Source organism: Caballeronia eucalypticola (assembly GCF_047608185.1).
Lineage (GTDB): Bacteria > Pseudomonadota > Gammaproteobacteria > Burkholderiales > Burkholderiaceae > Caballeronia.
The window spans coordinates 176,179-191,216 of the sequence record NZ_JBLKRU010000002.1 but is presented as its reverse complement, the minus strand read 5'-3'; the positions used below and the strand labels follow the sequence as shown (position 1 = coordinate 191,216).

At 61.9% G+C, this 15,038-nt stretch carries 11 protein-coding genes; 5 read left to right on the top strand and 6 right to left on the bottom strand.

Going from position 1 to position 15,038, the window contains the following annotated elements:
- Positions 1 to 65 precede the first annotated feature (65 nt).
- Positions 66 to 1,016: a sulfurtransferase gene (locus tag ACMX25_RS03125; protein WP_414948088.1), complete on the top strand. Its 951-nt coding sequence runs from the start codon at positions 66 to 68 to the stop codon at positions 1,014 to 1,016.
- Between the two features lie 45 nt (positions 1,017 to 1,061).
- Positions 1,062 to 1,946 carry a tRNA glutamyl-Q(34) synthetase GluQRS gene (gluQRS, locus tag ACMX25_RS03120; protein WP_414948087.1) on the top strand — a complete coding sequence of 295 codons (885 nt, stop codon included), beginning with the start codon at positions 1,062 to 1,064 and terminating at the stop codon, positions 1,944 to 1,946.
- 122 nt (positions 1,947 to 2,068) lie between these two features.
- On the opposite strand, the gene ACMX25_RS03115 is transcribed toward gluQRS, so the two are convergent.
- Positions 2,069 to 3,697, bottom strand: a complete 1,629-nt coding sequence (locus ACMX25_RS03115) for a DEAD/DEAH box helicase (protein ID WP_414948086.1) — start codon at positions 3,695 to 3,697, stop codon at positions 2,069 to 2,071.
- Positions 3,698 to 3,958: 261 nt separating this feature from the next.
- Here ACMX25_RS03115 and ACMX25_RS03110 point away from each other — a divergent pair, with 261 nt between their 5' ends.
- Positions 3,959 to 4,084, top strand: a complete 126-nt coding sequence (locus ACMX25_RS03110) for a hypothetical protein (RefSeq protein ID WP_414948085.1) — start codon at positions 3,959 to 3,961, stop codon at positions 4,082 to 4,084.
- Positions 4,085 to 4,313: 229 nt separating this feature from the next.
- On the opposite strand, the gene ACMX25_RS03105 is transcribed toward ACMX25_RS03110, so the two are convergent.
- The 5 genes from ACMX25_RS03105 to purT form a co-directional block, all read right to left on the bottom strand.
- The gene (locus ACMX25_RS03105) at positions 4,314 to 5,771 is read right to left on the bottom strand and encodes an aldehyde dehydrogenase family protein (protein ID WP_414948084.1); all 1,458 of its coding nucleotides are present in this window, start codon (positions 5,769 to 5,771) and stop codon (positions 4,314 to 4,316) included.
- Positions 5,772 to 5,789: 18 nt separating this feature from the next.
- Positions 5,790 to 7,442: an acetolactate synthase large subunit gene (locus ACMX25_RS03100; protein WP_414948083.1), complete on the bottom strand. Its 1,653-nt coding sequence runs from the start codon at positions 7,440 to 7,442 to the stop codon at positions 5,790 to 5,792.
- 278 nt (positions 7,443 to 7,720) lie between these two features.
- Positions 7,721 to 8,140 (bottom strand): MliC family protein, encoded by a 420-nt coding sequence (locus ACMX25_RS03095; protein ID WP_414948082.1) that lies wholly within the window; start codon positions 8,138 to 8,140, stop codon positions 7,721 to 7,723.
- Between the two features lie 64 nt (positions 8,141 to 8,204).
- On the bottom strand, positions 8,205 to 8,360 hold the full coding sequence (locus tag ACMX25_RS03090; RefSeq protein ID WP_346730470.1) for a DUF6726 family protein: 156 nt from the start codon (positions 8,358 to 8,360) through the stop codon (positions 8,205 to 8,207).
- A gap of 67 nt (positions 8,361 to 8,427) precedes the next feature.
- Positions 8,428 to 9,690 carry a formate-dependent phosphoribosylglycinamide formyltransferase gene (gene purT / locus ACMX25_RS03085; protein WP_414948081.1) on the bottom strand — a complete coding sequence of 421 codons (1,263 nt, stop codon included), beginning with the start codon at positions 9,688 to 9,690 and terminating at the stop codon, positions 8,428 to 8,430.
- Between the two features lie 372 nt (positions 9,691 to 10,062).
- Here purT and ACMX25_RS03080 point away from each other — a divergent pair, with 372 nt between their 5' ends.
- Positions 10,063 to 10,587, top strand: coding sequence for an META domain-containing protein (locus ACMX25_RS03080; protein ID WP_414948302.1), 525 nt, complete (start codon positions 10,063 to 10,065; stop codon positions 10,585 to 10,587).
- A gap of 327 nt (positions 10,588 to 10,914) precedes the next feature.
- Positions 10,915 to 15,003, top strand: coding sequence for a DNA translocase FtsK (locus ACMX25_RS03075; protein ID WP_414948080.1), 4,089 nt, complete (start codon positions 10,915 to 10,917; stop codon positions 15,001 to 15,003).
- The last annotated feature ends 35 nt before the right edge of the window (positions 15,004 to 15,038 follow it).

Genomic DNA, 15,038 nt, shown 5'->3' with positions numbered 1-15,038 from the left:
ACTCGTCGAAACCGCTTTTTCCTCCGGCAACGCCCGTTTTCCAGCACTTTAAGAGCATTTGCGTCATGAGCATCGTCAACCTTTCTGCTTATAAGTTTGTGACTATCGAGAGGGGCGCCGACTGGCGTCCGCTGATTGTCGACCGGTGTACCGCACTCGGCCTGCGTGGCACGATCCTTCTCGCACCCGAGGGCATCAACCTGTTTGTCGCGGGGGAGCCAGAGCGGATTGGCACGTTCATGGAATACCTTCGTACGGATCCGCTTTTCGAAGGCAAATTCGCCGATCTCGAGTTCAAGGAAAGCGTGTCGGCCACCCAGCCGTTCGGCAAGATGCTCGTCAAGCTGAAGCGCGAAATCATCACCATGAAAAAGCCGGCAATCCGGCCTGAACTGGGCCGCGCGCCGTCTGTGGGCGCGGCCACGCTGAAGTCGTGGCTGGATCGGGGACATGACGACGAGGGTCGTCCCGTCGTCATGCTGGACACGCGCAATGCGTTCGAAGTCGATGTCGGCACGTTCGATCAGGCGCTGGATTACCGCATCGCGAAATTCAGCGAGTTTCCGGGTGTGATCGAGGAGCATCGCGCGGATCTCGAAGGCAAAACGGTGGTGTCGTTTTGCACGGGCGGGATTCGCTGCGAGAAAGCGGCAATCCACATGAAGGAAGTGGGCATTGACCATGTCTATCAACTCGAGGGCGGCATTCTCAAATACTTCGAGGAAGTGGGCGGCGCGCATTACCACGGCGAGTGTTTTGTATTCGATCACCGGACGGCGTTGAACGCCGCGCTCGAGCCGGCGCCAATTGCGCAGAACGGCGGGGAGCGAGCGTCGGCTGTCACATCAGGCGCGGAAGACGATGCAGCCGATAACGACGAGGCGCACGCAGCGATTACGGCAGACGGCCAAGCGTCGTTCCCCGGTCCGAGCCATGGCCAGCACGCGTCGCAGGCAGAAGCCCCCGGCACGTCAACATCAGCGGCGCACGACCTTTCGTCGCGCGCCGCGCGCTGATCGGATGGCCGCGTTGCAGCTTGCGTTGACGGATCGGCGGGTCGGATGAACCCTGAACCGGGCTATCGGGGCCGTTTTGCGCCCTCACCCACGGGGCCGTTGCACTTCGGCTCTTTGGTGAGCGCGTTGGCGAGTTTTCTCGATGCTCGGGCGCATGGTGGAACGTGGCTGGTCAGGATTGAAGATGTCGATGGCCCACGCACCGTGCCGGGTGCGGCTGCGGAGATCCTGGGCACGCTGGGCAAGTTCGGCATGTTTTCCGCCGAGCAGCCGGTCTGGCAAAGTCAGCGGGAAGCTGCATACCAGCAGGCCTTTGAGCAATTGCTAGCCGCCGGCTTAGTGTTTCCGTGTGGTTGCACGCGTCGCGAGATAGCCGATTCCCTCGCTCACAATCACACTCGGCACACCACGCTGGCTTATCCGGGTACATGTCGCAAGGGGCTGCATGGCAAACCAGCGCGTGCGTGGCGGATGCGTGTTCCAGATGGCGATGCCGCCATTTTGAGCTTCGAGGATCGCTGGCAAGGAACGAAGACGCAGGATCTGGCAAGCGAAGTCGGTGACTTCGTGCTCAAGCGTGCCGACGGCGAGTGGGCGTATCAACTGGCGGTGGTCGTCGACGACGCGGATGCTGGCATTACGCATATCGTGCGCGGCGCCGATCTGTTGGACTCGACCGCACGCCAGATTTATTTGCAGCGTTGTCTGGGTGTTGCAACGCCCGTGTATTTGCACGTGCCCGTCATAGTGAATGACCTCGGCGAGAAACTCAGCAAGCAAACGGGTGCAACGGCGCTCGATACAGGAGGCCCGCTGGTTGAGTTGACGCAAGCGGCAAAACATCTTGGTCTGCACCCGTCCCCGGCCGCGTCACTCGAAGCGTTTTTCTCCGATGTCACCGCGCAGTGGGCAAAACGGTTCGGGATTTAAGACCTGGTTGCAGGGCGTTGATTCCAGAACGTTGCGAACGGACCGTTAAAAACAAAAAAGCGGCATCGCTGCCGCTTCATCGTTTGTTCACTGGGCCCCGCTCCAATAACGACAAGATAACCTCAAGACCCCGAAGGCGTTCTCCGCGGCATACCCAGCCCACCTAGCAATGCAGCCAGCGGCTGGCGCGGCGTGTTCTTGCGTTCGGCTTCAGCCGCCGCATCGTCCTGGGTCTTTCTCGTCGATGCCGCCGACGGCTCGTACGGTTTCAGGAAGAAATCGTCAATTGGTTGCTGGCGCGTACGCGAACGTTCGAACGACGTCGAACGGCGACGCGGCTCCTCGCTACGCGCATGGCGATGTTCACCACGCTCCGGCCGGCCCGAGCGCTCTTCGCGACGCGGAGCAGAAGCTGATTCGCGCCGCACCGGCACGTCGACCTTCAGCACCATCACTTCGAGCGGCCGCTTGATCAGCTTTTCGATATCGGCGAGTTGCTTGCGCTCGTTGGGGCTGCACAACGACAACGCATCCCCCGACGCGCCCGCGCGGCCCGTACGACCAATCCGGTGAACGTAATCTTCCGCGCTGAACGGCAGGTCGAAGTTGATCACTGCAGGCAGGTCGGTGATGTCGAGACCGCGGGCGGCCACATCGGTTGCAACCAGTGCTTCGATCTCGCCCTTCTTGAATGCTTCAAGCGCCTGCATCCGCTCGCCCTGCGTACGATCGCCGTGAATCGCCGTCGCAATAATCCCGTCCTTCTCCAGCACGCGCGACAGCCGGCTCGCGCCAATCTTGCTATTACAAAACACCAGCACCTGCTTCAGGCCGCGCTCACGAATCAGTTGCGTCACTGCGCCGGATTTATCGCTTTCCGCGACTTCGAAAACAATCTGACGCACATTCGCGTTCGTGGAATTGCTGCGAGCAACTTCGATGGTTTGCGGATTGCGCAGATACGTTGCTGCCAGTTTCTTGATCTCGCCCGAGAAGGTGGCCGAAAACAGCAGCGTCTGGCGTTCCTTCGGCAGCAGATTCAAGATGCGCTGCAGGTCCGGCAGGAAGCCCATGTCGAGCATCCGGTCGGCTTCGTCGAGAACGAGAATCTGCACTTGACCAAGATTCAGCGTCTTTTGCTGAACGTGATCGAGCAAGCGTCCGGGCGTGGCGATCAGGATTTCGACGCCGCGCCGCAAAGCTTCCGACTGCGGATTCATGTCGACACCACCAAACACGACCGTGCTGCGCAATGGCGTGTGCTTGGAATACGCCTGGACGTTGGCCGCGACCTGGTCGGCGAGTTCACGCGTTGGCGTGAGGATCAGCGCGCGAACCGGGTGGCGTGCGGGCGATGCGCTCGTGCTGGCCATCGGCAGCAAACGCTGGATGATCGGCAGCGAAAAGCTCGCCGTCTTGCCCGTGCCCGTTTGCGCGGCGCCCATCATGTCGCGGCCGGCCAGCACCACGGGGATCGCTTGCGCCTGGATCGGCGTGGGGATCGTGTAGCCGGAATCCACCACGGCTCGCAGGATGTCAGCGGACAGGCCGAACTGGTCGAACGTAGGCACGGGGCCGGGCACGGCAGATTCAGTGGCGCCCAACTCGAGCACGGGACCGGGCGCCGCCGTGGCGGGACTCGCCTGTATCTCAGGCGTGACAGGATTCGCTTGAACTGCGGCGCTGGAATCAGCCCCGGGAGCAGCGTCGGGTGAAGCGGCGGACGGGTTCGTGGCGACGGAATCGGACATGGTGACTTTAGTGGCTTTCGCTTTCGCTAAAAATGCGCCGGAGCGGCGCGCGAGCGGTCATTCCACCGCTCATGGACATCGGATGAAGAAGAACCGCGTGTTTCGTCGATGCAACCGGCAAACGACAATCAACGCGCGGACTTCGGATCCGCAGGGTTTTGTTCGCTGCGAATCTTCACTTGGGTCCGGTCTGGCGCAACCGGATGGCGTAGTACGGTACAAAGCGAGTGCACAAGGCTAAGTACGAGTTACGAGTGGCAAGTGCTGGTGCAAGTGCTGGTGCAAGTGCTGGTGCTACGTGACCATGGCGGCAACCGCCACGGGCTGGAAAATATTCGAAGTCGGTGGCAATCGGCCGACAGTCAGCCGGCAATCAACAAGAAATGACGCCAACTTGCCAATCCAACGACCCGCATCCAGTCCAGCGTTTAATCCGGCCTCCAGCCCTACTCGCAACAGCAAGCCGGGCGAGGCGTTCGGACTTGGGAAAAGCCCGCTATTGTAGCACTCCCCCGCCCGCCAACACGTTGTTCAGCGACGCGCCTTCAGGCACCGCCGCGGCCGGAAAACCCGGCCAGACGGGCCTCGATGCCGCGACATCGATTGCCATAACAGCCTATTTCGGTTTCTGCGCCGGTTTTGGTGCATCCCTGACGACCATCAGACGCAACTCCGTCATGTCCTCGATCGCGTATTTGACGCCTTCCCGGCCCAGCCCGGAATCCTTGACACCGCCATACGGCATGTTATCAACGCGAAATGACGGTACGTCGTTGACCACCACGCCGCCTACTTCCAGTTCGTCCCACGCCAGATTCACGTTCGTGAGGCTGTCCGTGAACACGCCGGCCTGAAGGCCAAAGTCGCTGTCGTTGACCGTTTCGAGCGCCTGGCCGAAGTCCGTGAACTTTTCGAGGATCGCGACCGGCCCGAATGCTTCCTTCCGATACAAATCCTGGTCGCGCTTCACACCTTCCAGCAATGTTGCTTCGAACATGGCGCCCTCGACCTTGCCGCCCGCGATGATTTTCGCGCCGCTCGCCACCGCGCTTTCCATCCATCCGGCCAGCCGCTTCGACTCGGATTCCGAGATCATCGGGCCGACGAAGGTCTTTTCATCCTTCGGATCGCCCATTTTCAGCGACTTCGTTTTCGCGATGAGTTTTTCGCGCAGGGCGTCGTAGATATCGGCGTGAATCAGGATCCGCTGCACGCCGATGCAACTCTGCCCCGACTGATAAAAGGCGCCAAACGCCAAACGGTCGACAACGTAATCCAGCCGGTCTGCCTGATCGCGATCGACTATCGCCGCCGCATTGCCGCCCAGTTCCAGGATCACCTTCTTCTTGCCCGCTTTTTTCTTCAGTTCCCAACCGACCGCCGGTGATCCCGTGAACGACAGCAGCCGGAAACGCTCGTCGGTGGTGAAAAGATCCGCGCCATCGCGATGCGCCGGAAGAATCGAAAACGCGCCTTTCGGCAGATCGGTTTCGGCGAGAATTTCGCCCATGATCAGTGCACCGACCGGCGTGCGGCTCGCAGGTTTCAGCACGAACGGGCAACCGGCCGCAATCGCCGGCGCGACCTTGTGCGCGGTCAGGTTCAGCGGGAAATTGAACGGCGAGATGAACGAACACGGGCCAATGGGCACGCGTTTGTAATAGCCGTGGTAACCAGCCGCGCGCGGCGCAATCTCCAGGTTGATCATGCCGCCATCGATACGCACCGACTCCTCGGCCGCGACCCGGAAGGTATCGATAAGCCGGGTGACCTCACCTTTCGAATCGTTGATCGGCTTTCCTGCTTCGATGCACAGCGCCTCGGCGAGTTCGTCGAAACGCTCGCGGAACCGCTTCACACAGTGATCGAGCACTGCTTGCCGCTGATACGGCTTGAATTCACGCATCGCGCGCTGCGCAGCAACAGCGTGGCCGATAGCGGCATCGATAGCCTTCGCGTCCGCCATTGCCACACGGGTCGCCACTTCGCCGCTGAATTTATCGGTGACTTCCAGGTCCGTGTTTGCCGCTACGGGTTCGTTTGCCAAGTAATACGGGTACGTTTTCTTCAGCATCTCACTCTCCGAGTAGGCTCAAAGTTGCGCGCTCAGCCGTTTGATTTCGCGGTTCAACACGCGCTCGTTGTCCGAATAGTCGATAGGCACATCGATCAGATGCACGCCCGGCGTCGTGAAACACTCGCGTAGCAAAGGCGCGAGCGCCGCCGCGGAATCCACCCGATGCCCGATCGCTCCGTAACTTTGTGCATACGCGACAAAGTCGGGGTTCTGCAGCGTCATCCCATAATCCGGGAAATTCATGTTTTCCTGCTTCCAGCGGATCATGCCGAACGCGTCATCACGCAGAAGGAGGATCACCAGATCCAGTTTCAGGCGCACGGCCGTCTCCACTTCCTGCGAATTCATCATGAAACCGCCGTCCCCGCAGACCGCCATCACGTTGCGGTCGGGATGCACGATCTTGCTTGCAATAGCAGACGGCAGACCTGCTCCCATCGATGCCAGCGCGTTGTCCAGCAGAATAGAATTCGGCTCGTGGGCTCGGTAATAGCGGGCGAACCAGATCTTGTACATGCCGTTATCGAGGCAAATGATGCCGTCCTTCGGCATGGTGTCGTACACGTCCTTGACGATCCGCACCGGATACAGCGGGAACCGGTCGTCGCGCTGGCCCTTTGCCAGTTGCGCGTCGAAATGTTCCTTGATCATCTTGAAGCGCGAAAAATCCCAATGCTGCTCGCTCTTCTTCAACAATTCCTTCATCTGCCAGACCGCGTTCGCGATATCCCCAACCACTTCAATCTGCGGGAAATACACCGGGTCGACCTGTGCGCCAAGGAAATTCACGTGTATCACCGTCTTTTCGTCGCCGTCGCCGCTGCGCATGAAAAACGGCGGCTTTTCGATCACGTCATGGCCAATGTTGATGATGCAATCGGCGTGATCGATCGCCCGATGCACGAAATCGCCATCTGACAACGTGGCGTTGCCTAGCCACATGGGATGCGATTCATCAATCACACCCTTGCCCATTTGCGTGGTGAAGAACGGAATCCCGATCTGGTCGACGAATTCGCGCAGCATCTTCGTCGTGGTCTTGCGATTGGCGCCGGCGCCAATCATCAAGAGCGGATATTTGGCCGCTCGGATCGCCTCGACGGCATGCTCCACCGCCCGGTCCTCCGCGATCGGACGACGGCTGTAACTCTTCGGGATCGGCGCGCCGTCGCCCTCTTCGTGCGCGACGTCTTCCGGCAGTTCGAGGTGCACCGCGCCCGGACGCTCTTCTTCCGCGCGCCGGAACGCCTCGCGCACCGACGCCGGAATATTGCCGATAGACACCATCGAACGCGTGTATTTGGTGAGCGGTTCCATCATCCGCACGACATCGACGATCTGGAAGCTGCCCTGCTTGCTCGATTTGATCGGTTTCTGACCGGTGACCATCAGCATGGGCATGCCGCCGAGTTGCGCGTAGGCGGCGGCGGTCACGAAATTGGTCGCGCCGGGCCCGAGCGTGGCCAGGCACACGCCGGTCTTGCCCGTCAGCCGGCCGTAGGTGGCGGCCATGAAACCCGCCGCTTGTTCGTGGCGAGTCAGGACGAGCTTGATTTTGGAGCGGCGCAGCGACTCGAGGAGATCGAGATTTTCCTCGCCGGGGATGCCAAACACGTATTCGACTCTTTCTGCTTCCAGCGCTTTGACGAACAGATCCGATGCTTTCATGGAGAGTCTCGCTAGGGGACGGCGTGCACGGTGAATGCCGTGCAAAAGACGGGAATGCAATGGACCGGGTGCTACTGAAGCAGGCTACACGTAGGCCGCGCGGCACCCGCCCGTCCGTTTATGGTCAGTCGACCGCACGCGGTTTGCGCGTGCGAATACAACCTTACTCCGGATCGCCATTTGGTGTCGCGGACGGCGGCGGGGGCATCGGATGCAAAGAGCCCGTTCCGACGCGAATCGGAACGGGCTCTGTTTTCATCTTGCGGTCGAACGAGTCGCTAGCTTTGTGTCTTGCACTCAGAAAGCATGGGTGCGGATTTCGGATCGGCGGTGTCGTCGGTGAGCGTGCCTTCAGGGCCTTTTGTCCACCACGTGTAGTGATCGGCAACGTATTTCGCCCCTGATCCCGACAGGACATTCACAAACAACATCTTGCGGCCATCGACGGTCAGCAGCGCAAAACTCTGCTTGTTCTTCGTGTTCATGTATTGCACGGTCAGCGTGCTGCCACCGCGGCACGCGTAACGCAGCGTGTTGGCCGTCGCCGTCTGGATCTGCGGCACGGTCAGCGGCATCGCGGTCGCCGAATGGCTCACGACAATCAGACACAGCGCACCGGCGGTCATTGCCGTCGATCTGATGATTCGTCCGATCCTTTCCACCAACATTCCCTTCATTCCCTTCATTCCATCCTTCATCTTTCCATCCTTTCGTCACTTCTTTCCCGGTGAATCAGCCGTGCATGCCCTAAGCCACTGCTCCTCACGGATCGATAACGCCCGCGCACGCGTCGGTCGGCGCCGCCGCGACATGGCCGACCAGCGGCACCATCTTCAATCCCGCCGATGCCACCCGGCACGGCGCTGCCGCAACGCCGCACCCGGCCAAACCCACCAACGTCGCGCACAGCGCGACCATTGCACACCATTTCACTTGAAACCTCCGTGCCGCTCGCGAAAAACTCGCCACGAGCGGCGTGTTGCCGTCATCGAGTGGAGACGGGTCTTACCTTAGACGCGGCCAGCTTCGCGCGTTCCCGCGCTTCGTCGGTATCGCGTCCGGTGGCGAGCGCGACGCCCATGCGGCGCTTCGCAAAACTTTCCGGTTTGCCGAACAATCGCAGGTCCGAATCCGGCACCGCGAGCGCCTCGGCGACGCCTTCGAACGCGACACCTGCTTCGTCCAGCCCGCCATAAATGACCGCCGATGCACCCGGCGCGCGCAACGTTGTATCGACGGGAAGACCGAGGATCGCGCGCGCGTGCAGGTCGAATTCGGAGAAGCGCTGCGTGGCGAGCGTGACCAGGCCCGTGTCATGCGGTCGCGGACTGACTTCGGAGAACCAGACGTCGTCGCCGCGCACGAACAATTCGACGCCGAACAATCCACGGCCGCCCAGCGCCGTGGTGACCTTCGCGGCAACATTGCGTGACTTTTCGAGCGCCACGGCGCTCATTGCCTGCGGTTGCCACGATTCCACGTAGTCGCCCGCCACCTGGACATGGCCGATCGGCTCGCAAAAATACGTCTGGAGATCGCCCGTTTCCGGATTGACTGCGCGCACGGTGAGCTGCGTAATCTCGTACTCGAAATCGATAAACCCTTCCACGATCACGCGCCCATGATTGACGCGGCCGCCGGCCATCGCGTGCTGCCAGGCGGGTTCGATATCCGCCGCGCTCTTGAGCACCGACTGCCCCTTGCCCGACGACGACATCACCGGCTTCACCACGCACGGAAAGCCGATCTTGCCGATAGCCGCCGTCATCTCGTCCAGCGACTCGGCGAACGCATACGGAGAAGTGGGCAGGCCGAGCGTTTCAGCGGCGAGTCGGCGGATGCCTTCGCGATTCATGGTGAGCTGGGTCGCGCGCGCCGTCGGGATCACGACGGCGAGTTGCTCAGCTTCGATTTCAGCGAGGGTATCGGTTGCTATGGCCTCGATCTCCGGCACGATCAGATGCGGCCGTTCGGCTTCGATCAACGCCCGCAACGCCGCGCCGTCGGTCATGTCGATCACGTGCGAGCGATGCGCGACCTGATGGCCGGGGGCATCGGCGTAACGGTCGACCGCGATCGTCTCCACGCCGAGCCGCTGCAACGCGATGATCACTTCCTTGCCGAGTTCGCCCGCGCCGAGCAGCATCACGCGCGTCGCGCCGGGCGTGAGCGGCGTACCGATTTTCGTCGGCTGCACGCCGGATTGAGGGGAAGAAACGGCGGACGCAGCGGACTTCGCGCTCTGCATGGATGCTCCAGAAAAAGAGGCCTGTTAAGTCCGCGATGTTAACACGCGGACCCTTTTCCACACGCGACCGGTGTTGTGTTTGCAGCCGGGACTTGTCAGATCCAGGACGGCGATTAGCTTTGCCGGCAACCGCCCGGGTGAAGGCTTTCGCTTCATCGAACAGAGGCTTCGGCTCACTTTTCTTTACATGTTGCAATGACTTTGCCGCAATCTGCCTTGGTCAATCTTAGGACGAGTGCGATACCCTTACGGTTTTGCCAGCCCCAAGGAAATTCCATGTCGATGCAGCCTTCCCGTTCGCAACCTGCGCGTGTTTCGGCGCGCAGCCGGGTCCATGCTGCGTTCCCGCGTTCCAGGCAATCATTTGCCGCCATGGCGTCTATTGCCGCGGTGGTTTTCGGCGCCGCGCTGGCGGGCTGCACGATGCCGACGCATCCAGACAGCGCCGCGCCGCCGACCGATCCTTACAACCCGGCCGCGACCCAGCTTCTCGACGATACCCAATGGCAACTCACCAGTTGGGCCAATGCCGACGGCAAAACGCGCCCGGTTCCGACCGCTCCGGCCGATGCCGCTAGCGGTAGTAGTAGCGCTGGCGCAGCACCGATCACCCTGAATTTTTCGACGCTAAGCGGCCAACGCAAAGCGAACGGCTTTTCCGGATGCAACAGTTTCACCGGCACCTACAATCTGGCCGGCGGCGCGCTTTCGTTCGGGCCCCTTGCGAGCACGCGTATGGCCTGCGCGTCGGGACCCGGCAGCGCGCTCGAACAACCGTTCCTCCGGGGCCTGGCGGATATCGAAAAGACCGGTGTGCAAATGCAGCCGCCACAACAGTTGCAGATCACGCTCAAGAACGGCGACGTGATGACGTTCACACGCGTCGCAAAGCCTTAATCAAGGTCGATGAAGGCCGGGTTGCAGGGTTAAGGTTTTTGAAGGTGGGGGTTTAAGGCAACCGGCGTCCAGACGTTTGACCGCGATGAACGTTTTGATTTCGCCTGGGCTGCTCATCTCTGAACGCTCGATAAACGCCCCTCCGACCCGGCCAACATCGTTTCGATGCATCAATCGTCACGAGCGGCCGAAAGCTTGATTGCTTGATTGCTTGACTACCGCCCGCGCTCGCCGCGTTCATGGCGGTTAAACTCGGCGGTATCGATTCATCTTTGTCCGAGCCTGGGTTCGCTGCTCACATCGCTTACATCATTCCTGGTTCCTTGCATGCACACGGTAGTTTTCGGCTGGTTCGGTGCTTCGGCCGTCTGGTTCATCCCCCTTCTCTGGCGCATCGTCAAGTCCGTTCTGCCCAACGGCGGCGGTCTGCGCGGTCCGGGCACGATCCGGCTTTGGCTCGGTTTCTTCTGCGTGCTCCTCGCGAGCTGCGCGCTCGAAGCCGCGCTGTTCCATTCGTTCACATTCGCCGCCGATGTCAACCATCTCGGCCACGCGCTGTTATTCGGCCTGGGCGGACATGCCGGCGTCGTCAGCACGCCGGCTGCGCTGAGCGTGGGGGCCGGTGCGGCCGTCGTGTTTTTCATCAGTTTGCCGTGGCTCTGCGGATTCCAGTGGCGCGACACTTTTGGCTGGGCAAACGGCGCATTCGGCCTGGGGCTCAAACCCGAGTGGTTCTCGCCGCGCGAACGGACAGTCCGCGAGAGACCGGCGCGTGGGCGGGCATCGCGCGACAAGTCGGAAACGCGGGGCACGGGCCCGGGCCTCGGCAGTTTCAAGGCCGGAGGCACGGTTGGAAGCGGCGTCACGACGTCGGGCAGAACCTCACACGATGCGCCGGCCCTCGGCTTGCCGACAGCGACGCAACGTCCAAACAGCCGTTATCAGCGACCAACCGTCTGGCGCCCGCAGCCGGCCCGGCGTAGCGACGCAGAGCGGCCGCTGCGTGGACCCGAAGCCGCGCGTCCAAGCGAACCGTTGTCGCCGAATCATCGTGAGCCGGGTACGGACAGCAACGCCTATTCGGACCGATTTCCCGATGCACGCCCCGCCGCTGCGCACAGCGGTCGTGGAGCGGGAGCGCGGGAGCCGCTCGAACCTGTCGCGCCGGCTGGTTGGTTGAAGACGGACGCGCCGGCGGGAACGTCGTCGGGTTCGTCGTCTGGGACGCGGGCAACGGGAGCCGTCGCGAGCGCGGCGGCGACAGGCGCGGCATCGGCTGGCGCCACGCGGGTCGCGAATGCGGCAGGTGATGTGAGGACCTCGGGGGGAACGCCGGGTGCCGTGCCGCCGAGGGTCGCCCAGACATCGACAACGCGTGCAATCGACCCTTCTCGTGCGGACGTTTCGCGTTCATCGCTGAATCGGAGCGTGCCGGGTTCCTCCAGCGTTTCGCACGCCGCTTCACGCAATACATCGATAAACCCGGCGCGCGGCAAATCGATGCCTCCGGTCGTATCGAGCGAATCTTTTTTTGCTGCGACAACAGCATCCGCAGGCGCTCCCGTCAGACCCGCCGGGCCGCCGCCGGCGCCTGAACGTATCAAGGAAACGCTGCGCTCTATCGAGCAAAGCACGGCGCAATGGACGCGCCCAGGTAGCGCCGATGCCGCGCGGGACGCGGAAGCGTTGCCCGATGCGAGCCGTGCAGATGAAGGACGCGATGCCGCGGCTTTGCACGCTTTGGGTTCGCCCGATGCGCCGACCGCTTCGGCTAGTTCTGAGGGTTCGGTTCCTTCGATGCCCTCGGCCGTTTCTGCATTGCCGCTAAGTGCAGGTCACTCAACGCCCAGCACACCGACACCGAATGCGACGGATCTCGCGAAGGCCTCAATCGCTTCCGATTCGCCTCCGGTGTCAGGCACGAATATTCCATCGCCGACAACACCGATGACGCCTAGCCAGCCAGCAATGGCGGAGGGCGTTGCGTCGATGGTTGCATCGAATGTAGCGGGCACGTATTCGTCGAGCGCATCGCCACGCGATGGCTACACCTTTACTCCGGGCGCCCAGACGATCGTGCGCGAGCCGACACAGCCCGATACCAGCACGAACGCCGGGGCAATCCATACCAACGGCGCCCTGCCCTATCCCGAATCGCCGACAGCCCGTGACATCGGTGTCCAACAGACACAGGCAACCGCCCCGGTCACGACGCAATCGATCGACGCGCATTCGAATCCGTTGTCGAACCCGCCCGTGCATCGGACTGAAATCGACGAGACCACGCATCGGACGTTGAATCAGACAGCGCCGGCCAATATCGATACAACCGCGCGCCCAATCTCATCCAGTATTGCAGGCAACTCCGCGCCCAATTCACCGAACGATTCGGGTTCATTTCCGCGCCCGGAACCTTCAGCGCCGAAGACCACGCCAGCATACACGCCGGCTCATCTCGCCGATCTCCCGCCGTGGGCCGTCCGCGCCGGGCAAACGCATCCCGTGCAGACGACGCGTGACATCGTCCCGGCGACACCGATATCGCCGGTATCGGAAACCTCAGCAACTGCGCGGTCCGATCAAGTCAACACACCGCCGTGGCAAGTAGAAACGCGCGCACCGCTCAGCGTCGTCGAGTCGTCGCACGCCGCGCCAGACGAAACGGACGCTACGTCCGCGCATCTCACCTCGAACGGCTACACGACGCAAACGCCAACCGACCGCACGAGCGAAACAGAATGGCAACGCGCGTCCGAAACACAAGCACAAACACACCCGAACACGGACCCCGCGTCGAACGTCGTCCACTTCCCGCGAGCGAACACGAATACGCCCCCGGCTCCATCGCCTGATATCGCCGTGCCTCAACCCGAATCCCGGCCGCCCGTCCGCGGTTTCATCGCCACCGAATTCGAGTTCCACGCGCCGGCTGCATCGGCTGTCGATCTCCCCGGCCTGGATCTCCTCGAACCGGCATCCGACGAAGTCGAACCCGTCTCCGAGCAACATCTCGCCGAAACGGGCCAGCTGATCGAGCAGCGCCTGCAGGAATTCAAGGTGCCGGTGACCGTGGTCGGTGCATCGGCGGGACCGGTCATCACGCGCTTCGAAGTCGAACCGGCGCTCGGCGTACGCGGCAGCCAGATTGTCGGCCTGATGAAGGACCTGTCTCGCGGGCTCGGACTGACATCGATCCGCGTGGTCGAAACCATTCCCGGCAAGACATGCATGGGGCTCGAATTGCCGAACGCCAAACGGCAGATGATCCGGCTCTCCGAAATCCTGGAAGCCGATGTCTACCGCGACTCGAAGTCGTTCCTCACGATTGCGATGGGCAAGGACATCGTCGGCAATCCGGTCGTCACCGATCTCGCGCGCGCGCCGCACATGCTGGTCGCGGGCACAACGGGTTCGGGCAAGTCGGTCGCCATCAACGCGATGATCCTCTCGCTGCTGTACAAGGCGAAACCGGAAGACGTGCGCCTGATCATGATCGACCCGAAGATGCTCGAACTGTCCGTCTACGAGGGCATTCCGCATCTGCTCGCGCCGGTCGTCACCGACATGAAGCTGGCCGCGAACGCACTGAACTGGTGTGTCGGGGAAATGGAGAAGCGCTACAAGCTGATGTCGGCGGTGGGCGTGCGTAATCTGCAGGGTTTCAACCAGAAAATCCGCAATGCCGAAGCGGCGGGCAAGAAGCTGACGAACCCGTTTTCACTCACGCCCGACGCACCCGAACCGCTCGCCAAATTGCCGATGATCGTGGTCGTCATCGACGAGCTCGCGGACTTGATGATGGTCGCGGGCAAGCAGATCGAGCAGTTGATCGCGCGACTCGCGCAGAAGGCGCGCGCCGCCGGCATTCACCTGATTTTGGCGACGCAGCGGCCGTCGGTGGATGTGATTACCGGGCTGATCAAGGCGAACATTCCGACGCGGGTGGCGTTCCAGGTGTCATCGAAGATCGACTCGCGGACCATCCTTGACCAGATGGGCGCGGAGTCCCTGCTCGGCGCCGGCGACATGTTGTTCCTGCCGCCCGGCACCGGTTATCCGCAGCGCGTGCATGGTGCGTTTGTCGCGGACGAGGAAGTGCATAGCGTGGTGGAGTACCTGAAGCAGTTCGGCGAACCGGAGTACGAGGAAGGGATCTTGTCGGGTCCGACGCCCGAAGGCGGCACGCCGGACCTGTTCGGCGACACACCGGATGCCGAGGCCGATCCGCTCTACGACGAAGCCGTATCGTTCGTATTGCGCACGCGCCGTGCATCGATTTCCTCGGTGCAGCGGCAATTGCGCATTGGCTATAACCGCGCAGCGCGGCTGGTCGAACAGATGGAAACAGCGGGCCTGGTATCGCCGATGGGCACGAACGGGAACCGCGAAGTGCTCGCACCGGGACCATCGGAATAAGCGGCTGCTGGTTAGCGGCTGGCGGTGCTCAAGCG